Source organism: Glaciimonas sp. GG7 (assembly GCF_052976905.1).
The window spans coordinates 1-14,911 of sequence record NZ_JBRIIQ010000094.1; the positions used below are offsets into that span (position 1 = coordinate 1).

The window sequence follows — 14,911 nt, forward strand, 5'->3', positions numbered from 1 at the left end:
CGGTGATAGCTTCTCTAAGCGCCCGGTTCATCGAGCACGAATCGATGGTCGGTTCGTATTCGATAATGCCGCTGTACGCACGCGTGTCCAGCAACGCGCCCTGCGGCGTTTGTCCATACCAGTCTTTAGTGCCGCCACCGCGAATCTGCAACGCAGTTCCGCTACCGGCGGCCAACAGAATCTGATCCCTGAATTGTTGTTCGTCCATCGGTCCGCTTGTGATCTCGTTTTTCATAATTCTTCGCGTCTTCTTTTTAGAATCTAGGCAAGTCAGGGAATTTTATTTGACCGCGCTGGACGTGCATTTTTCCGTACTCAGCACAGCGCTGCAAGGTCGGAATCGCCTTATCGGGATTTAATAAAAATGCCGTATCGAAGGCGCGCTTAACACCAAAAAATGCTTCCCGTTCCAGCACAGAAAACTGCACGCACATCGAATTAATTTTTTCAATGCCAACACCATGCTCGCCGGTAATCGTGCCGCCGACTTCCACGCACAATTCCAGAATTTCAGCACCGAAAAGTTCAGCGCGATGAAATTCACCCGGCACATTGGCATCAAACAAAATCAGCGGATGCAGATTGCCGTCACCAGCATGAAACACGTTCGCGCAGCGCAAACCATGCTTGTCTTCCATCTCCGCAATGCGCAATAAAACCTGCGCCAGATTCTTGCGCGGAATGGTCCCGTCCATACAATAATAATCAGGCGAAATACGCCCCGCCGCCGGAAAAGCATTCTTGCGTCCGGACCAAAACCGCAAGCGCTCTTCTTCCGATTGTGAGACCTCAATCCGGGTTGCGCCACTGGCGGCAAACACCGCGCTCATGCGACCGATTTCTTCTTCGACTTCTTCGGCGGTCCCATCGGACTCGCACAATAAAATCGCCGCCGCATCGATGTCATAACCGGCTTTGACAAACGGCTCCACCATGCGCGAACTGGTTTTATCCATCATCTCCAGACCCGCCGGAATAATGCCGGCAGCGATCACGTTAGCGACCGCGTTACCGCTTTTCACCACGTCATCAAACGAGGCCATGATCACGCGTGCCAACTGCGGCTTGGGAATCAGTTTGACGGTGACCTCCGTCACAATGCCGAGCATGCCTTCGGAGCCAACAAAGACGGCAAGCAGATCCAGACCGGGCGCATCCAATGCCCCATCAGCACCACCACCAAGTTCAACAATATCGCCCTCAATAGTGACCATGCGCACGCGTAGTACGTTGTGTACCGTGAGGCCATATTTAAGGCAATGCACGCCGCCCGAATTCTCTGCAACATTGCCGCCGATAGTGCACGCAATCTGCGACGAAGGATCCGGCGCATAGTACAAATTATGGATCGCAGCAGCGTCCGAAATCGCCAGATTACGCACACCCGGTTGCACAACCGCCGTGCGTGAATACGCATCCATGTTGACGATGCGATTGAGTTTGGCGGTTGACACGACGACCCCATCGGCAATCGGCATCGCGCCGCCCGACAAGCCAGTCCCCGCACCACGCGGCACGATAGGCACTTTCAGCTCGCGGCAAATATTGAGGACGGCAACCACCTGCGCCTCGTTTTCAGGCAACGCCACCACCATCGGCAGTTGCCGATAAGCGGCCAGACCGTCGCATTCGTAGGGGCGGGTGTCTTCTTCATTGAACAAAACGGCGTGCACCGGCAACACAGCACGCAATGCAGCGGCGACCTGACGTTGCCGTTCGGCGGTAAAAGCGGGGGTTTCTAATGATTGTGCAGGGGCGTTCATGTGCATCCTATGCGGGCTTGGGGCTGGCGGGATTGGCGCAGTGTGTGAGCTGAACTAAAGAATAAAGCGAGTTACCGATTATGCACTGAAGGCAAAATAAATAGCCTTAGTATTCTTAAGCAGGAGATCCATTACTTACCGGGAAGTATAGCGAAAATGCTATTCATTTATCGCGCTTAAATGACATCTGCGCCTGAAAACCTTATGCAGATAGGGTGAAATGTTTTCATTTGGCACCGAAGCATGCGGATTTACGCAAAATCGTCCCGGCAACGAGCCGGGACGATTTTGCAGAAGTTCTTAAATCACAGCATGCGAACGCACAGCAGCAAGATGCTTTTTCATCTCGCCAATCGCCCGCGCATGACCATCCCCCTTGCGCAGCGCGACGCTAATGGACAAGATATCGATCACCACCAAGGCCGACAGGCGCGAAATCGTCGGCGTATATAAGTCGGTGTTATCAAGCGATTCGGCGATCAGCGCCACGTCGGCATGCTGGCAAATCGGACTCTGCGAGCCGGTCAGCACGATCACTTTCGCCCCCCGCTCTCTGGCGATACGGGTGATGTCGATCAACGATAAGGTCGCCCCGGTATTCGAAATAGCGACCATCACATCGCCCGCTCGCAACATGGACGCGGTGATCAATTGCTGGTGAGAATCCTGATTCGCGCCGCATGGCACACCGAACAGGGGAAATTTTTGTTGCGCGTCCAGCGCAACAACGCCCGATGCACCAAAACCGAAAAACTCGATCCGAGCCGCCGCCGACAAAAGATCGACGGCCGCTTCAATCGCTTGCGGGTCCAGACTGTTACGGGTGCGCTCCAGACTGGTGATGGTGAAGTCGAACAATTTCGCCGTGATGCTACGCGGCGTGTCGTCAAACGACAGTGCCGCATGCGTGGTCGGCATGCCCAGTACCAGACTTTGCGCGAGACGGATTTTTAGCTCGCGAAAACCGCTGCAACCGACGGTGGCACAAAACCGTAAAATCGTCGGCTCGCTTAACTCCGCCTTGCGCGCTAATTCCGCCAGATTGGCGTCGACCACAAAGTGCGCATTGGCGATGATGAACTGCGCCAACTTCAGACTGCCGCGCCGCAGGTTGGGCAAGGCACGGTCGATGACCTCCAGAATATTGCGTGCAGCGTCAGCCGAAGCGCCCTTCTGTGGGGCGATGGTTTCCGGGTTGCTGGTATCGGCTTTGGACATCGCGGATCTTTCTTTAGGTAAATAGGCCACCACTGGTTGGTCTGACATTGTAAGTCGTTGGAGTACAACGGCGAATATCAAACTCGATAGCAACTGATCAAACCAACACTTTCCCCGGATTCAGCAACCAAAACGGGTCCAGCGCCAGCTTAATGGCCCGCATCGTCGCCAGTTCAGCGGGTGTCCGTGTCAATCCCAACACGCCGAGTTTTTTACTGCCGATCCCATGCTCAGCCGACACCGAACCACCCATTTCACCCGTAATCCCGTACACCACATCCTGCACTTCACGCGCAGTAGTGGACGGCCAGTCCGGCTCATGCACCACGATGTGTAAATTGCCGTCGCCCAGATGACCATAAATCAAAATCGTCGCTTGCGGCCATTTGGCGCGCAAAGCGGCTTCGCAGCGCTCGGCTGCTTCACCCACGTCGGCAATCGCAAAACTGATATCGAACGAAACCCGGCCCGGAATATATCGTTGGTACTCACCCGGCGCATCGCGGATGGCCCAGAATGCCAGCGCATCGGCCTCGGTCGTCGCTAACGCTGCATCTTCCAGAATCCCGTCTTCGAGCTGCTCGCCCAGAAACGTTTCGAATGCTTCGTTCTGACGCACCGGATCAGCGCCGCTGCTTTCCAGCAGCACGTAATAAGCGTGACGCTGCGCCAGCGGTGCGCGCATGCCCTCCATCCGCATGGTCACAAAATCGTGATAGCCGGGCCACATCACTTCAAACGCCGAGACCCCGGCTGGCAAGCTGCTTTGCGCGCGCGCTAGCAATGTCGTCAGCGCCTCATAGCTCGGCACGCCGCACCATGCGGTCGATACCGCTTGCGGCTTTGGTCGCAAACGCAACACCGCACGGGTGATGATGCCCAAGGTGCCTTCGCTGCCGATCAACAGATTGCGTAAATCGTAGCCGGTATTATTTTTGATCATGCGGTGCCGACCGCCGATGATGCTGCCATCCGCCAGTACCGCTTCAATGTCGAGCGCCTGCTCGCGCATCATTCCGTATTTAATGACCCGGTTACCGCCCGCGTTGGTCGCCAGATTGCCGCCTATGGTGCAACTACCACGTGCACCGAGGTCCAGCGGAAACAGGAAACCGGCCTCATCGGCAGCAGTTTGCACCGTTTGCAACGGTGTGCCCGCCAGCACCGTCATGGTGCCGGACACCGGATCGATCTCCTCGATGCCATTGAGTAGTTCCAGACTTAACGCCACTTCACCGCCATGCAAACACGCGCCGCCAACCAGCCCCGTCAAGCCGCCTTGAGTGACGACCGGCTGGCGATGCGCATGACAAATCTGCATCGCCAGCGCTACTTGCTCAGTGCTGCGTGGACGAATTAAGGCGATCGGCTCAGCGCATGGCATGCGGCTTGAATCGGCGTTTTTGCGTCCGGCAAATTCGTGCGGCAATAACACTACTTGCGCGCCGAGGGCTGCGCGTAACTCACTTACAACCGCATTTATCACCGCAGGAACGCTGGAAATTTCACTGGTAGTCATCGTGCATCCTCTCAAATAGTCATGCCCGCAAATCACCAACAACACGGGATAAGGCCGCTAGATTAGCCCAAGCATTAACGTTAGTCCAACTATCTTTAATGTTGCAATGCAACAGCAATTTATTCAAAATATCCTATTGACATGCTAATAATTCATCAATAACATTAGCCTCACTAACTTTAACAAACAATCCAACGGGAGCAACAAACAATGACGCAATGGTCCGAACCTCGCCGTTTCGAAGTCGATGTCGCAGCTGGCGTCATGCGCGGCACTGACACGCTGTATCAGAAACGCTTGCAAGACCTGGCTGGCCTGTATGCCGACGGCGCAGCCTTCGATGCGCTGCTCTCTACGCAAGCGCAGGACGTGGTGTATGACGTCAGCGATTTTCGTCCGAATAGCAATGCCGGTGACTTGATCACTGGTGTGACCCGCATGTGTGCTGGCAAAGTCGGCGATGAATTTTTTATGACACGCGGTCACGTGCACGCCATTGTTGACCGTCCAGAGCTGTATTACGGCCTTAAAGGCCACGGCCTGATGCTCATGGAATCGCCCGACGGCGAAACACGGATCATTGAAATCGGCCCCAATACCGCCTGCTACGTCGCCCCGCATTGGATCCACCGTTCGGTCAACATCGGCAGCGAGGACTTCGTGATGCTGTTTTGCTACCCGGCAGATTCCGGCCAGAATTACGCCATCATCGAACGCGCGCAAGGCATGAAGTTGCGCATCATTGACGATGGCGCAGGCGGCTGGCGCAGCGTTGACAATCCTCTGTACCTTGCCCGCTCAAGCGCCGACGTGACGGCGTTAATCGACAGTACGGCGGTCAGCCAATGAGGATGACCCCAGCCCTGCGCCCGACGTTTTATTTCATCGGCGTGACCACCACCCAAAGCTCGATCATGAAAGTGTTCCCGGCATGGGCGCAGCATTTAGGCTTGGGCGATGTAGAAATCAAAGGGATTGATTTCCCGCTGTATACCGCTGCGACGGCCTATCGTGAAACTGTCGCCTTCCTGAAAAACGATCCGTTGTCGCTGGGCGCGTTGGTGACGACCCATAAAATTGATTTGTACGCAGCCTGCCGCGATCTGTTCGATGACATCGATCCCTTTGCTCGGGTGATGGGCGAAACCAGTTGCCTCTCCAAACGCAACGGCAAGTTTCTATGTCACGCCAAAGATGCGATCACTTCCGGCATGGCGTTGGACGGATTTTTACCGACACAGCATTTTGCCAACACTGGCGCTGAAGTATTTTCTATCGGCGCTGGCGGCTCGACCATTGCGCTCACAGCACATTTGATGCAGCCTGCACGGGGCGCAAATCGCCCTTCCAAAGTCATCGTCTCGGACCGCTCACAGCACCGTCTTGATGAGATCACACGCATACACGGCCAGCTCAATCTTGGCGTTGCCTGTCAATACGTGCGCACCGAAACAAGCGAAGAAAACGATGCCGTTCTGCTGGGCCTGTCGCCCGGCGCGCTGGTCATCAACGCCACCGGGCTAGGCAAAGATGCACCCGGTTCGCCCTTAAGTGACGCGGCTATTTTTCCGTCCAAGGCAATCGTCTGGGATTTGAATTATCGCGGCGCCTTGGTGTTTCTCGATCAGGCCCGTCGTCAGGCGCAAGCACGTCAGTTGCAAGTCGAGGATGGATGGACGTATTTCATCTATGGCTGGACCCGCGTGATCGCCGAGGTATTTGATATTGCCATTCCTATTGGCGGATCAGAATTTGACGCAATTTGCCGGATTGCGGCCGAGACAGGCAAACCCGTTCCAGCATTGGGGGCAGGTTTGAGGTAGTCGGCAGTTTTATCGTTTTTACCAGCAGTCATACACATAAATATAAACAACGGAGACCATCACATGAACCATCAAAAACGTACTCTCGGCCGTATCGCTGTGGCGATTGGCGCACGCCGCTTGCTGGCACTGGCTGCCACTACCCTCGTCGTTGTTATCGGATCGAGCTCGGGCTCAGCATTCGCAGACACACCGGCCACATTCAAAATCGGCGTGTCGATGAAAACCATCTCAGCGCCCTACTTCGCCGCCCAGATGGAAGCCGTCAAAGCACGCGGTAAAGAACTCGGTTTTGAAGTCATCAGCACCGACGCGCAAGGCAAGCTGCAAAAGCAAATCTCGGACGTCGAAGATCTGGTCACCCGTGGTGTCAAGCTACTGATCATTAACCCGGCGGATCCGGAAGGCATGGTCAACGCCGTCAATAATGCCACCGCGCATGGCGTCAAAGTCATCGTCATTGACAGCGCCCTCGATCCAAAAGCCAACTATGTCACGCAGGTCACCTCCTCCAACAGCGCCAACGGCACATTGGTCGGCAACTGGGTGGTCGATCAAATCGGCAACAAGCCATTGAAAATCGCCCTGATCTCCGGTGAAAAAGGCAATCCGGTCGGTCAAGACCGTCGTGTCGGCGTTCTCGGTGGAATGATGGAAGCGCAACTACGCAAATTCGGTAAAGCCGACGTCACCGTCGTCGGGCAAGGTTGGGGTGCCTGGAATGACGAAGGCGGCTTAAAAGCGATGGAAGATTTGTTGGTCGCCAACAAGGATTTCAATATCGTCTTGTCTGAGAATGACAGCATGTTGTTAGGTGCACGCCGCGCCATCGAAAGCGCTAAACGCACCGGCATCATGTTGGTCGCCGCTGCCGATGGACAAAAAGAAGCGCTGGTGTTGATCAAGGCTGGCAAATACGGCGTCACTGGTCTGAACGATCCTGCATTGGTCGCCCGCACAGCGGTGGATCTGGGGATCAAAGTTGTGCGCGGTGAAGTCAAGGATGTGCCAAAAAATACCTACACAGCGCCAGCGGCCATCACCAAGGATAACGTCGACAAGTTCTACAATCCGAAAGCCGTGTTCTGACCTTTGAAGCGCCATACCCCACCGTTCGGACTGAGTAGGCACGCAGTGCCGTATCGAAGATGCACCGAAGCATGCAACTACTTCGATACGCCCTACGGGCTACTCAGTACGAACGGGTTTTTAAACTCAAATGTCAATCCGGCCTGATCTGCCATGTCTTCGCACTGATCCATCCGATCAGTGCGCATCCTCATTTACTCTTCACTGGAGACCAACCTTGACAGCACTCTTATCGCTGGAAGGCGTCGGTAAACACTTCGGCGGCGTGTATGCCTTGCAGGCCGTGAATTTCGATATCCGCGCCGGTGAAGTGCATGCGCTGGTCGGCGAAAACGGGGCTGGCAAATCGACGCTGATGAAAATCATCGCGGGCAATTATCAGCCCGATGTCGGCTTAATCCGTCAAAACGGCCAGCCGGTGCGTTTTCGCAATCCCCGCGACGCGTTAGATCAAGGCGTCGCCCTCATCCATCAAGAAACCGCCTTGGTACCGGATTTGACGGTCGCCGAAAACGTCATGCTGTGCCAATTGCCGGGACTAATCCGTTGGGATGCGATGTTTAAGCGCGCCCAGGGGTTGATTCAGAGTCTGGGTTTCGACATCGATCCGACGGCCATCGTCGCGACTCTTTCAGCGGCGCAGCGCCAGGTGGTTGAAATCGCCAAGGCCCTGAGTCTGAACGTGAAATTACTCGTACTCGATGAACCGACAGCATCGCTGGCTCCGAGTGACGCCATGCGGTTGCTCGACATCGTGCGCGGCTTGCGTGCACGCAATGTCGGCGTGGTCTACATTTCTCATCGGCTCGATGAAGTATTCAATATTGCCGACCGCATCACTGTTTTAAAAGATGGGGCGGTAGTCGATACCGTCATTCCATCTTCCATCAACATGGACGGATTGATCCGCCTGATGGTCGGTCGTCCACTCAAAGCGCTATTTCCGCAGCGTGAAAATGTCAGCATCGGCCCGGTCGTGCTCGATGTTGAAAACCTGACGCGGCGCGGTACGGTACAAGCGGCGTCGCTGCAAGTACGCGCTGGCGAAGTAGTCGGTTTAGGCGGCCTGATCGGGTCCGGGCGTAGTGAATTGGTGCGCCTGATCTTTGGTGCTGATCGCGCCGATTCCGGCAGCGTAAAAATTGAAGGTAAAGACGTTACACCACGTAGTACCACCGAGGCAGTACGCGCCGGTATCGGGCTGGTGCCAGAAGATCGCAAAGGTCAGGGCGCGGTATTGTCGATGCCGATCCGCATCAACGCAACCATGGCGCACTTGCGCGATGTCTCGACCTGGTTCGGCGGCCTGCGTCTGGCGCACGAGCGGCGTACGGTAGCCGCCTTGATGGCACGGCTGCGCATCAAGGCCCGCGATATGCAGGCCGATGTGTCCACACTATCGGGCGGCAATCAGCAAAAAGTCGTGCTGGCTAAATGGTTTCACGCACAAGGCAAAGTCATCATTCTGGACGAGCCGACACGCGGCGTTGACGTTGGCGCGAAAGTGGAAATCTATACCCTGATCAACGACCTCGCCGCGCAAGGTATGGCGGTGCTGGTAGTGTCGTCTGACCATAATGAATTGATCGGTCTGTGCGACCGAATTTTAGTGATGGGTTCGGGCCAGTTGCAGGGCGAACTGCAACTTGCCGACTTTAGTGAAGCAAACATCGTTTCGATGTCGCTAGGCTTGGGAATTTCATCGCAGCAGCCTGCATCCCCGTCTCAACCTCAGTCCCATCACGCCTAACCTGAATGCACATCATGAGCAAAATTATTGTATCCCCTCTGGTTAGCAATCCGACCGCAAACAGCGCCCGCTCCAACGTCTGGTCGCTGGTGGTGCGCTACAACACCGTCCTCATTTTGGTGATCTTGTTAATTGCTGCGTCGCTGGTGTCGCCAGACTTCATGACCGGTCCGAATATTTCTAACGTGGCGCGCCAGATCGTCAGTGTCGGCATCATGGCGATGGGGATGTTACTGGTGGTGCTGACCGGCGGTATCGATCTTTCGGTCGGATCAGTAGCCGCGCTGGCGAGCGTAACGACTGCCCTACTCATCCCCGAATACGGTTTACCTGTCGCCATCGCTTGCGGCCTGGTGACGGGTGCTGTGTGCGGCACGATTTGCGGCACGCTGATTTCACGCTATCGTCTGAGCCCATTTGTGGTCACGCTGGCGATGATGACGGTGGCGCGCGGGATGGCGCTGATTGTCTCCAAAGGTGCGCCTTCGATGATCGACGATGCGGGTCAGGCGTTGCTCGATTTTGGGCGCGACACCTGGTGGGTGGTCCCGCAACCGACGGCGTTGATGCTGGTCATCTTTGGTCTGGGCAGTTTGTTTCTGGCGCTCACACGGGCTGGTCGCATCGTGCGTGCTATCGGCTCCAATGAAGAAGCGGTGCGCCTCTCGGGCGTGCCGGTTGGTCGTCACATTATGTTGGCGTATGTGATTTCAGGGATGTTGGCGGCCACTGCCGGCATTATCTCAACGGCCCGGGCTGGCGTAGGCGCACCGACTATCGGCACGGGTGACGAATTAACCGTGATTGCCGCGGTCGTCATCGGCGGGGCCAGTCTGGCTGGTGGGCGCGGCACGGTATTAAATACGTTAGTCGGCGTGATTACGTTAGGTGTTATCGGTAACATCATGAATCTTGCCAGCGTGCCGGGCTATCATCAGCAAGTCGTCATGGGCGTGATCATTATTATCGCGATTCTGGCGCAACGCGGTACTGGCGTACTACGCCGTTAAATTGGACACAAGCATGCATCAAGAATTCACACTCGCCATCGATGTCGGCACCGGCAGCGTGCGTGCCGCGCTGGTCGATGGGGCTGGTCAGGTGCTGGCACTGTCAGCGCGTGAACACGATCAGATCGTGCCGCACTTCGGCTGGTCCGAACAACGCCCTGACGACTGGTGGAGCGGCATGTTAAGCGCCGTGCATACCGTTCTGCAAGCCGTGCCCGGCGCACGCGAACGGATCGCTATGGTGGCCGCTTGCGGTCAGATGCACGCCACCGTATTGATCGATGCCAACGGCGCACTGACACGCCAGACTGCGCCATTGTGGAACGACAAACGCACGGTCTCGTTGGTCACCGAATTTGAAGCACGCAACGCGCCTGCCGATTATCTGGCGCGTACCGGCAATCCCCCCACGCCTGCATGGCCGGGCTTTAAGCTGCAATGGATACGCGACCACGATCCTGAGGCTTACCATCGCGCAGCCGCCGTGCTGATGCCGAAGGATTATCTGAATTTTCGCCTGACGGGAGAAGTCGGGATGGACCGCACCGAAGCGGCATGCAGTTTTCTGATGGACCCGCGCACCGGAAACTGGTCGCAGCAAACCTGCGATCAACTGGGCCTCGACATCCATAAATTGGCGACCATCCGCAATCCGCTTGACATCCTCGGCCATATCACGCCGCAAGCAGCGGCTGCGACCGGCTTGCGCGCTGGCACGCCGGTGTTGGTGGGCGGCGGCGATTATCCGGTCGGCTTGCTAGGCTCGGGCGTATGTCGCCCCGGGATGGGATCGGAAATGCTGGGCACTTCTTGCATCGTCACGCTGGTGACGGATCAGCCATTACTGGACCCGGCCATTTCTAACGTCGGCACAGTCGAAGGCGGCTGGGGCGCTTTTATGCTGCTCGAATCGGGTGGCGACGCGATGCGCTGGGCGCGTCGTGCCTTGCATGAAAAAACGCTCAGCTATGAAGATATCGTCGACAAAGCCAGTCTGGCTCAGGCCGGATCAGACCGTCTGTTTTTTATGCCGTATTTATCTGGCGAGCGCTTCGGTGCGCACCGCAATGCACGCGCTCAGTTTTTTGGTATTGGCGCAGCACACGGTCTGGAACATTTACATCGCGCGATTCTGGAAGGCGTCGCCTTTGGCGTCAAACGTCACATCAACATCATGGAAGCGGTCGCCGGGCGCAAGCTCGAACGCTTAGTCGCCTCTGGCGGCGGGGCTAAAACAGAACTCTGGCTGAAGATTAAAGCGAGCGTCTACGACATCCCGATTCTGGTCCCGAAAGAGACCGAATGCGGCATCATCGGCTGTGCCGCGCTGGCCGCAACAGCCAGCGGGCGCTATGCGAATCTGCAAGCTGCTGCCGATGCGTTGGTAGCTTACGAAAAAGAAATTTTGCCGGACCCGCGCTGGGCCGCAACCTATGCCAGGATGCTACCGGTATTTGAAAAACTCTATCTCCATTCACAAGCTATGTATGACGACCTTGACGGACTAAACGAATGAGAAAATGCGCGGTTTTATTTGATATGGACGGCACCTTAGTTGACAGCGAACCGCTGCATCTGAGTTCGATGGAGGTGGCGCTCAAGCAGGCAGGCGTGCAGATGCCAGACAGCTTTGCGCATGACACCACCGGCTTATCCATGGCTGCGGTCTACGACTTGTTGCGTCGCACGTCGACTTTGCAACTGAGTTATGCCGAGTTGATGACGGCTAAATACACCAACTTTTTGAGTCGCGTGCACGAAATCAGCATGCGCCCCGGCGCTGCTAACGCCATTGTCGCCGCACGCAAGCTGGGTCTGGCGGTGGCGGTCGTATCGAACTCCGAGCGCATGCTAGTCGATGCCAGCCTGACCAAAGTCGGCATCATCCGGCCCGACATGATCACCGTCACGCGCAACGACGTGCGTACCGGCAAACCGTATGCAGAACCGTATCTGCGTGCAGCGTGGTTGCTGGGTCTGCGCGCTGATGAATGCATCGTGGTCGAAGACAGTGCACCGGGCGCTGCCGCCGGTCTGGCCGCTGGCATGGTCACGGTGGGCTGGCCTGAGCCGCATCGTCAGGATGTTATTTTTCCTGCCGGGACCGAACTGTTTAACGGCCCCGACCTGGCTGGCTTCTTGCAGCAACTGATCAACCGCTATACCTAACTTTACTGACTGAGGACTGCGCCACATGTATCTCGATAAATTCAAACTGACCAATAAAATCGCCGTCGTCACCGGCGCTGCCCGCGGCATCGGCTTAGCCACGGTTGAAGCACTGGCCGAAGCCGGGGCGCTCGTGATTCTTACCGACATGAACGCCGACTTGCTACGCGACTCAGTGGCAACCTTGAGCGCAAAAGGGCTTAGGGTCGAAGGCGAAGTACTCGACGTGAGCGATGCCAAGGCGGTGCAACGGGTGCACGACGTGATCGTGGCGCGTCATGGGCGAGTTGATGTACTGGTCAACAATGCCGGTATCGCGATCTCGAACCATCCGGCGGAAACAATGGCGGATGAAGTCTGGAACAAGGTCATTGATGTCAATCTGAACGGCTTGTTCTGGTGCTGCCGCACGTTTGGCAAAGGCATGCTCGAGCGCGGCAGCGGCGCGATTGTCAATGTCGGTTCGATGTCGGGATTTATCGTCAATCGTCCGCAAGAGCAGGCCAATTACAACGCCTCAAAAGCAGCTGTGCACCATTTGACCAAATCGCTGGCCGCCGAATGGGGTGCGCGCGGGGTGCGGGTGAATGCTGTTGCGCCGACGTATATCGAAACTGACATGAACACTTACGTTTATCAAGAGCCGGAAATGCTGCGCCATTGGGTGGGTGGCACGCCGATGAATCGTATGGGCAAAGCGGATGAAGTGGCGTCGGTAATTTTATTTCTTGCCAGTGAAGCGGCCAGTCTGATGACGGGTTCGATTGTGTTGGCTGATGGTGGCTATATTTGCTGGTAAGAGAGAAAATGAAAACACAGGTTCGGATTGAAATATTTAGAGAACCGTTAGCGCAGCGACTGGCTTCACCAGAAGCGGCACCGGGACCGGGCGAAGTGATTCTGTACTGGCTGGGTCAGGCCGGTTTCATCATCGACTTTCCCGGTTACCGGGTCATGCTGGACCCGTATCTGTCCGATTCGCTGGCACGTAAATATCAAGGCACGGCCTTTCCGCACCAACGCATGATGGCAGCACCCATCTTGCCGGAACAATTGCAGCGGCTTGATCTGGTGATGTGTACGCATCGGCATACCGACCATATGGACCCGGATACGCTGCAAGCGCTGGCGGCGCGTTTTCCGCATATCTCATTTTTGGTTCCGGCGGCATCGATCGCCGTGGCACGTAAGCGGTGCGGCGTGGAGGATCAACGCCTCATTGCCGTCAACGTGGGACACAGTGTGGAACCCTTACCGGGACTACGCGTGCGACCGCTACCATCGGCGCACGAAACGCTGGATATCGATACGCACGATCAGCACGAATGGCTGGGTTACGTGATCGATGTCATGGGTGTGCGCCTGTATCACTCTGGCGATTGCATTCCTTATCCTGCATTGGCGGGCAATCTTGCCGCGATGGCCCCGCAAGTGGCGTTGTTGCCGGTGAATGGGCGCGATATGGAACGTAGCGGCAATGGCGTGCCGGGTAACTTTACGCTTGATGAAGCGATTGCATTGTGTCGGGAGACGGCGATGCCGGTGATGGTGGCGCATCATTACGGGATGTTTGATTTCAATACGGTTGCGCCGGATCGGATCGATCGTCGCGCACAAGAAGAGCACAGCAATGGGTTTGAGATGTTGCGTGCCCAACCGGGTTGGGCACTGCGTTTGACGGCAAGCGCCTAAAGCTTACTGAACGTCTTTCTCATCCAGTTAATAAAGATCGTCACTTCGGGCCGCTCATAAGGTTTTTGTTCGTAGACCAGATAGTAGGCATGCGGCGGCGAAGTCAGGCTGATATCAAACAGCTGTACCAGCTCGCCATCGGCGATCATTTTTTGCGCAAAGTGTTTACGCGTTAAACCGACGCCATAGCCGTTACGAATCAACTCCAGCAGCAATCCCAGATCGTCGGCACGCAAACCCGAAGACGGCTCCGGCCAATCCAGTCCGGCGGCTTCAAACCACGGTTGCCACGGCTCAAGGGCTGAGCGTAGCAAGGTGGCTTTGCGCAGGTCAGCCGGGGTGCTTATGCCGCCGATCTGACGCAGATAATCCGGCGTGGCGACCGCGAATGCGGGTTCGGCGAAGAGCTTTTCGGTCGCGGTATTGGGATATCTTCCGGCACCAAAACGGACTTCAACATCGCTTTCCGAGAGACTCAGATCATAGAGCGGTACGGACAAAAATATCTCGACGACGATATCCGGGTACTCGGCGATAAAACTGCCTAAATAGGGAATCAACAAATAACGGGCGAAGGTCGGCGGGACGGTGATTTTGATGCGCGGCTGGGCTTGGGTACCGCGATGCGGCATCGGGAACTCAATTAACGTGCGCAGCGCATTGCGCACGACATCCAGGTAGCGCCGACCGAACTCTGACAAGTTGACGGTGCGTCCATCCCGGCTAAACAGCCGCTCGCCGACAAAATCTTCCAGCAGCCGAATCCGGTGCGATAGCGCTGACGGCGTGATGCACAACTCGTCGGCGGCGAGCGCAAACGAGTGGCCGCGCTCTCCACCGCCGATGGTTTGTTGCTGACGATCTCTAACGCGCTATCG

Annotated in this window: 13 protein-coding genes and 1 pseudogene; 9 read left to right on the forward strand and 5 right to left on the reverse strand. The window is 56.3% G+C overall.

Features of this window, described 5'->3' with window-relative positions; all coding sequences use genetic code 11:
- The 4 genes and pseudogenes from ACVBEF_RS17130 to ACVBEF_RS17145 all read right to left on the reverse strand — a co-directional run.
- Positions 1 to 235, reverse strand: a pseudogene (locus ACVBEF_RS17130) (hypothetical protein); the annotation flags it as partial.
- A gap of 19 nt (positions 236 to 254) precedes the next feature.
- On the reverse strand, positions 255 to 1,763 hold the full coding sequence (locus ACVBEF_RS17135; protein WP_447125137.1) for an FAD-linked oxidase C-terminal domain-containing protein: 1,509 nt from the start codon (positions 1,761 to 1,763) through the stop codon (positions 255 to 257).
- Between the two features lie 300 nt (positions 1,764 to 2,063).
- Positions 2,064 to 3,029 carry an SIS domain-containing protein gene (locus ACVBEF_RS17140; protein WP_447125138.1) on the reverse strand — a complete coding sequence of 322 codons (966 nt, stop codon included), beginning with the start codon at positions 3,027 to 3,029 and terminating at the stop codon, positions 2,064 to 2,066.
- Between the two features lie 49 nt (positions 3,030 to 3,078).
- Complete coding sequence (locus tag ACVBEF_RS17145) at positions 3,079 to 4,500, reverse strand: FAD-binding oxidoreductase (protein WP_447125139.1); 1,422 nt, start codon at positions 4,498 to 4,500, stop codon at positions 3,079 to 3,081.
- 210 nt (positions 4,501 to 4,710) lie between these two features.
- Here ACVBEF_RS17145 and ACVBEF_RS17150 point away from each other — a divergent pair, with 210 nt between their 5' ends.
- The 9 genes from ACVBEF_RS17150 (at position 4,711) to ACVBEF_RS17190 (ending at position 14,033) form a co-directional block, all read left to right on the forward strand.
- Positions 4,711 to 5,349: a glucose-6-phosphate isomerase gene (locus ACVBEF_RS17150; protein ID WP_447125140.1), complete on the forward strand. Its 639-nt coding sequence runs from the start codon at positions 4,711 to 4,713 to the stop codon at positions 5,347 to 5,349.
- Positions 5,346 to 6,323 carry a shikimate dehydrogenase gene (locus ACVBEF_RS17155; RefSeq protein ID WP_447125141.1) on the forward strand — a complete coding sequence of 326 codons (978 nt, stop codon included), beginning with the start codon at positions 5,346 to 5,348 and terminating at the stop codon, positions 6,321 to 6,323. The genes ACVBEF_RS17150 and ACVBEF_RS17155 overlap by 4 nt, the downstream gene beginning before the upstream one ends.
- A 63-nt stretch (positions 6,324 to 6,386) precedes the next feature.
- The gene (locus ACVBEF_RS17160; protein WP_447125142.1) at positions 6,387 to 7,412 is read left to right on the forward strand and encodes a sugar ABC transporter substrate-binding protein; all 1,026 of its coding nucleotides are present in this window, start codon (positions 6,387 to 6,389) and stop codon (positions 7,410 to 7,412) included.
- A 217-nt stretch (positions 7,413 to 7,629) separates the two neighbouring features.
- Positions 7,630 to 9,162 (forward strand): sugar ABC transporter ATP-binding protein, encoded by a 1,533-nt coding sequence (locus tag ACVBEF_RS17165; RefSeq protein ID WP_447125143.1) that lies wholly within the window; start codon positions 7,630 to 7,632, stop codon positions 9,160 to 9,162.
- A gap of 14 nt (positions 9,163 to 9,176) precedes the next feature.
- Positions 9,177 to 10,172: an ABC transporter permease gene (locus tag ACVBEF_RS17170; protein ID WP_447125144.1), complete on the forward strand. Its 996-nt coding sequence runs from the start codon at positions 9,177 to 9,179 to the stop codon at positions 10,170 to 10,172.
- A 13-nt stretch (positions 10,173 to 10,185) separates the two neighbouring features.
- The gene (locus ACVBEF_RS17175) at positions 10,186 to 11,688 is read left to right on the forward strand and encodes a xylulokinase (protein WP_447125145.1); all 1,503 of its coding nucleotides are present in this window, start codon (positions 10,186 to 10,188) and stop codon (positions 11,686 to 11,688) included.
- Positions 11,685 to 12,341: an HAD family hydrolase gene (locus ACVBEF_RS17180; RefSeq protein ID WP_447125146.1), complete on the forward strand. Its 657-nt coding sequence runs from the start codon at positions 11,685 to 11,687 to the stop codon at positions 12,339 to 12,341. Before ACVBEF_RS17175 ends, ACVBEF_RS17180 begins: the two co-directional genes overlap by 4 nt.
- Before the next feature lie 25 nt (positions 12,342 to 12,366).
- Positions 12,367 to 13,140 carry an SDR family NAD(P)-dependent oxidoreductase gene (locus ACVBEF_RS17185; RefSeq protein WP_447125147.1) on the forward strand — a complete coding sequence of 258 codons (774 nt, stop codon included), beginning with the start codon at positions 12,367 to 12,369 and terminating at the stop codon, positions 13,138 to 13,140.
- An 8-nt stretch (positions 13,141 to 13,148) separates the two neighbouring features.
- The gene (locus ACVBEF_RS17190) at positions 13,149 to 14,033 is read left to right on the forward strand and encodes an MBL fold metallo-hydrolase (protein WP_447125148.1); all 885 of its coding nucleotides are present in this window, start codon (positions 13,149 to 13,151) and stop codon (positions 14,031 to 14,033) included.
- Here the strand turns inward: ACVBEF_RS17190 and ACVBEF_RS17195 are convergent.
- On the reverse strand, positions 14,030 to 14,878 hold the full coding sequence (locus ACVBEF_RS17195) for a LysR substrate-binding domain-containing protein (protein WP_447125149.1): 849 nt from the start codon (positions 14,876 to 14,878) through the stop codon (positions 14,030 to 14,032). The genes ACVBEF_RS17190 and ACVBEF_RS17195 overlap by 4 nt on opposite strands.
- Positions 14,879 to 14,911 lie beyond the last annotated feature (33 nt).